The organism is Burkholderia sp. Se-20378, from assembly GCF_017104665.1.
Taxonomy (GTDB): Bacteria; Pseudomonadota; Gammaproteobacteria; order Burkholderiales; family Burkholderiaceae; genus Burkholderia; species Burkholderia lata.
Map to the genome: position 1 here is coordinate 1 of NZ_JAAGPG010000551.1, position 5,372 is coordinate 5,372.

General features: G+C 69.2%; 5 protein-coding genes. All 5 read left to right on the top strand.

What is annotated here, in order from left to right:
• The coding region (locus tag G3N93_RS33440) for an isochorismate synthase (protein WP_206134876.1) at window positions 1-941 on the top strand (941 nt) is incomplete at its 5' end.
• A complete protein-coding gene (locus G3N93_RS33445; protein ID WP_206134877.1) occupies window positions 938-2,554 on the top strand; it encodes a (2,3-dihydroxybenzoyl)adenylate synthase in 1,617 nt (538 codons plus the stop codon). The genes G3N93_RS33440 and G3N93_RS33445, both read left to right, overlap by 4 nt.
• Window positions 2,555-2,617: 63 nt before the next feature.
• Window positions 2,618-3,493: an isochorismatase family protein gene (locus tag G3N93_RS33450; RefSeq protein ID WP_174933892.1), complete on the top strand. Its 876-nt coding sequence runs from the start codon at window positions 2,618-2,620 to the stop codon at window positions 3,491-3,493.
• The gene (locus G3N93_RS33455; RefSeq protein ID WP_241011998.1) at window positions 3,490-3,813 is read left to right on the top strand and encodes a DUF2218 domain-containing protein; all 324 of its coding nucleotides are present in this window, start codon (window positions 3,490-3,492) and stop codon (window positions 3,811-3,813) included. Before G3N93_RS33450 ends, G3N93_RS33455 begins: the two co-directional genes overlap by 4 nt.
• Window positions 3,814-3,879: 66 nt before the next feature.
• Window positions 3,880-5,372, top strand: a 1,493-nt coding sequence (locus tag G3N93_RS33460) for a condensation domain-containing protein (protein WP_241026804.1), incomplete at its 3' end; no start/stop codon positions are given.

The window sequence follows — 5,372 nt, forward strand, 5'->3', positions numbered from 1 at the left end:
TGCCGGCCGCGCTGCGGGTGGCGCACACGATGCTGCGTGCGGCACCGCACAGCGTGCCGCGGGCGCCCGAACCGTCGGGACTGCGCTATGCGACGCGCGAGGTGCCGGCGGCCGATGCCTATGCCGATGCCGTGGCGCATGCGGTCGCGCGCATTCGCGCGGGCGAGCTCGACAAAGTCGTGCTGGCGCGCACGCTGGAGGTCGACGGCGAGCAGCCGGTCGAGGTTGCGCCGCTCGTCGCGCGTCTCGCGGCGCGCAATCCGCACGGCTATACGTTCTCGGTCGATCTCGGTGAGGGACGCACGCTGCTCGGCGCGAGCCCGGAGCTGCTCGTGAACCGCTTCGGCGGCATCGTGCGCGCGAATCCGCTGGCCGGCTCCGCGCCGCGCAGCCGCGACCCCGTCGAGGACCGCCGTCGCGCGGAGGCGCTGCTGGATTCGGCCAAGGATCTCGACGAGCACCGGGTCGTCGTCGAGGCGGTGCGCGACAGCCTCGCGCCGTACTGCCGGCATCTCGACGTGCCGGCACGCCCGTCGCTGATGCACACCGAAACGATGTGGCACCTGTCCACCGAAGTGCGTGGCGAAACGCAGGCCGACGCGTTGACGCTCGCGCTGGCGCTGCATCCGACGCCCGCGGTCTGCGGTGCGCCGCGTGACGCGGCCCGCACGTGCATTCGCGCGGCCGAGCCGTTCGACCGCGGGTTTTACGCGGGGATGCTCGGCTGGGTCGATGCGCGTGGCGACGGTGAATGGATCGTGACGATCCGCTGCGCGCAAGCGTTCGATCGCACGCTGCGGCTCTATGCGGGGGCGGGTGTCGTTGCCGAGTCGACACCCGACGGCGAACGGGCCGAAACGGCGGCCAAGTTCAGGACGATGCTCGATGCGCTGGGGATTCGCCACGACGTCGCATCGGGCGGTGCCCGGGAGGCGGCATGACGATCGTGCACGGCACGCCGTGGCCGGCCGCGCTGGCCGACACGTATCGGCAAAAGGGCTATTGGCGCGGCGAATCCTTCGCCCGGTGGTTCGATGCGCGCGTCGCGCAATTCGGCACACGGACGGCGCTCGTGCAGGGCGATCTGCGCTGGTCGTACCGGACGCTTGCGCTCGAAGTGCAGCGCCTGGCGCGCGCGCTGAGCGCGGCGGGCATCGCGCCAGGCGATCGCGTGGTGTTGCAACTGCCGAACTGCGCGGCCTTTTTTGCGACGACGTTCGCCTTGTTCCGCATCGGCGCGTTGCCGGTCTTTGCATTGCCCGCGCACCGGCGTCGCGAGATCGGCTTCTTCTGTCAGCACGCGGGCGCGGTCGCCTATATCGCGGCGCCCGCTCACGACGGCTTCGACTACCGGTCGCTCGCGCGCGACGTGCAGGCCGACGTGCCGACGCTGAAGCACGTGCTGTTCACGACGCCGGGCAACGCGGGGCTTGATCTGCCCGATGCACCGGACGCCGCATTGCCGCCGGGGCCGGCCGCGCACGAGGTGGCGTTCCTGCAGTTGTCGGGCGGCAGTACGGGCACGCCGAAGTTGATCCCGCGCACGCACGACGATTATCTGTACAGCGTGCGCGAGAGCGCACGCATCTGCGGGCTGAGCGAACGCACCGTCTATCTTGCCGCGCTGCCGGCCGCGCACAACTACGCGCTCAGCTCGCCGGGCTCGCTCGGTGTCTTCGACGCGGGCGGCACGGTCGTGCTGTGCGACAGCGCCAGCCCCGACGTTGCGTTCGATCTGATCGAACGTGAACGCGTCACCGTGGTCGCGCTCGTGCCGCCGCTCGTGCTCGTGTGGCTGAACGCCGCGGCGCGGCGCGGTGGCGCGCCGGCGAGTCTCGAACTCGTGCAGGTCGGCGGGGCGCGATTCGATCCGGCACTGGCCGCGCGCGCGGCGGACGGCTTCGACGCACAACTCCAGCAGGTATTCGGGATGGCGGAGGGGCTCGTCAACTACACGCGGTTGGGCGATCCGCGCGACGTCGTGATCGCCACGCAGGGGCGGCCGATCTCGCCGGACGACGAGATTCTCGTGGTCGACGACGACGATCGTCCGGTCGGGCCGGGACAGGTCGGCCACCTGCTGACGCGTGGCCCGTACACGATCCGCGGCTATTACGACGCGCCGGCGCACAACGCGCGCGCGTTCACGGCGGACGGCTTCTATCGCACCGGCGATCGCGTGCGCATGACCGACGACGGCTATCTCGTCGTCGAGGGGCGCGCGAAGGACCAGATCAATCGGGGCGGCGAGAAGATTCCCGCGGAGGAGATCGAGCACCTGCTGCTGGCGCATCCCGGCGTTGCCGACGCGGCACTCGTGCCGATGCCGGATCCGTATCTCGGCGAGCGCAGTTGTGCCTACGTGATTCGCGGCACCGCGGCGCCGAGCGCGGCGGACCTCGTGCGGTTCGTACGCGAGCAGGGCGTTGCGACCTACAAGGTGCCGGACCGGATCGAGTTCGTCGATGCGTTCCCCAAGACGCCGGTGGGCAAGATCGACAAGCGGGCGTTGCGGCAACGCATCGCCGATTGCCTGGCCGACGTGCCTGCCTGACCTTCGGCGCAGCGGCCATCCCGAATCCATTCATTTTGACGAAGTTTCACGACCTATTTCAACATGGCCATTCCGAAAATCGCTTCCTATCCGATGCCGGCCGACCTGCCGGCCAACCGCGTGACCTGGCCGTTCGATCCGCGGCGTGCGGCGCTGCTCGTGCACGACATGCAGGATTATTTCCTCGACTTCTACGATCGCGGCGCGGCGCCGGTGCCGTCGTTGCTGACCGGCGTGCGGCGCCTGATCGATTTCGCGCATGCGACGGGGATGCCCGTTTACTACACCGCGCAGCCGGCGACCCAGGCGCCGGCGGATCGCGCGCTCCTGACCGACATGTGGGGCCCGGGACTGACCGCGCAGCCGGCACGCGCGGCGATCAGCGAGATCGTCGCACCGGCGCCCGGCGACACGGTGCTCGACAAGTGGCGCTACAGCGCATTCCGGCGCTCGGATCTCGACACCCGGCTGCGCACACAGGGGCGCGACCAGCTCGCGATCTGCGGGATCTATGCGCACATCGGCTGCCTGATGACTGCGTGCGACGCGTTCATGCGCGACATCAAGCCGTTCTTCGTCGGCGATGCGCTCGCGGATTTCTCGGAGCGCGAGCACCGGATGGCACTCGACTACGTCGCGGGACGCTGTGGCAGCGTCGTGTCGGTCGACACGCTCGTCCGTGCCACCCATGACGATCCCGCGACGCCGACCCTCGACGACGTCGCGCGGCTGGTCGCCGGGAGCCTGCGCGTTCCGGCCGAGACACTGAGCGCGGACGCCAACCTCGTCGATTGCGGTGTCGATTCGATTCGCATGATGACGTTCGTCGAGCAATGGCGAGCCGACGGACACGACGTGACGTTCGTGCAGCTCGCCGAACAGCCGACGCTGGGGGCGTGGACGCGCCTGCTGCAACGCACCGCGCCGGTGCCCGCATGACCGGGCACGACATGCCCGGCACCCGGCCGGCGCCGTTCGCCAGCACGGCGGAAGTCACGCTGGCGCAAGCCGATCGCGTGCTGTTCAAGCTGTGCAAGCACTACGCGATCAAGGTGCCCGTCGTGTTCGACGCGCACCGTGCGACCGTCGACTTTCCGTACGGCACCTGCCGGATGCAGCGGACCGACGATCGGCTGCGGATGCGCTGCGAAGCCGATTCGGCCGACAAGCTCGCGCAGATCCAGTACGTGATGGACGAGCACCTGGTGCTGATGTCGCGCAATCGCGAACTCGTGATTGCGTGGCAGCAGGCCGACTGACCGCCTGCCATTCCGGTTCAACGCTCATTCGCGATATCTCCATTCATGCAACTCGAAGAACGACCGATGGAACGACCGATACGCGCGACATCCGCGCAATACGGAATCTGGGTCGCGCAACAGGTCGATCCCGACGATCCGGGCTACCTGACGGCCGAAATCATCGAACTTGACGGCACGCTCGACGTCGCCGCGCTCACCGGAAGCGTCGAAGCGGTGTTCGATCATGCCGACGCGCTCCACATGCGTTTCGTGTGGGCCGACGATACGCTTTGGCAATCTCGCCGCGCGCCGGCTACGCGACTACCGCTCGTGGATCTGTCGATGCAGGCGGATCCCGAGCAGGCAGCGCGCGACTGGATGAAGGCCTCGCTGTCGGTGTGCTGCGATGTCACGTCCGATCCGCTGTATCGCACGACGCTGTTGCGGCTGTCGCCGACGCGGCACTGGTGGTATCTGCAGGTTCATCACATCGCGCTGGACGGCTTCGGTTACGGCTTGCTGCAGCAAGCCGTTGCGGCGCGCTACAACGCGCGTGTCGGCAATGCGCCCGTGCCGGAATTGCCCGACTGGCGTGTGGATCGCGTGGTCGAAGCCGAGGCGAGCTATCGCGCGAACGGTGGCTTCGAAGCCGATCGCGCGTTCTGGAGCACATACCTGCGCGATCTGCCCGCGCCGCTCGCGCTCGCGCCGAAGCAGGACGTGGCGCCCGATGCGTCGCGGGCCACGCGCGTGGTCGACGGCGGCCAGCTGGCCCGGCTCAGGGACGCCGCGGCGCACGCGGGCGTCGACTGGAACGCGTGGCTGCTGTGCGCGACCGGGATCTGGCTGGCAAGACAGGGCGGGCAGCGCGACCTGACGTTCGGGTTGCCGGTAATGAACCGGCTCGGCACGCCGGCGCTCGGCGTGCCGTGCATGGCGATGAACATCGTGCCGTTTCGCGTGCATGTCGACGCGGGCCATTCGCCACGCGATCTCGCGCGTGCCTGTTCGGATCAGCTGCGCGCGATCCGGCCGCACCTGTATTACCGGTACGGCTGGATTCGCGGCGATCTGGGCCTGCTCGAGCGCAACGTGTTCCTGTTCAACCAGGCCGTCAACGTGATGCCGTTCGAGCGGCAGGTCGCGTTTCGCGGGCTGGCGAGCGATGCGCGCGCGGTGAACGGCGGGCCGGTGAAGGACCTGAACGTGACGCTCGCCGTGCGCGGCGGTGCGTGGCACCTGACGCTCGAGGCCAATCCGAATGCGTACGACGCCGACACGCTGGCGGCATACGCGCAAAGCTTCATGGACTGGCTCGACACGTTCGCCGCGTGCGCGGCCGACGAACCGGTCGCGCGCCTGCTCGACGACATGCCGCCGCCCTCGATCGTGCGCGGTATGCCGCTGCCCGGGCCGCACGACGACGTGATCGTGCTGATCGAACGCGCGGCGCGCGACGCACCTGCGCGCACGGCGATCGAAGCCGGGGAGCGTCGCGTCGACTATCGCACGTTGCTCGCCGATACCGCGGTGCTGGCGGACGCGCTCGCCCGGCGCGGCGTGACGCAGCAGACGCG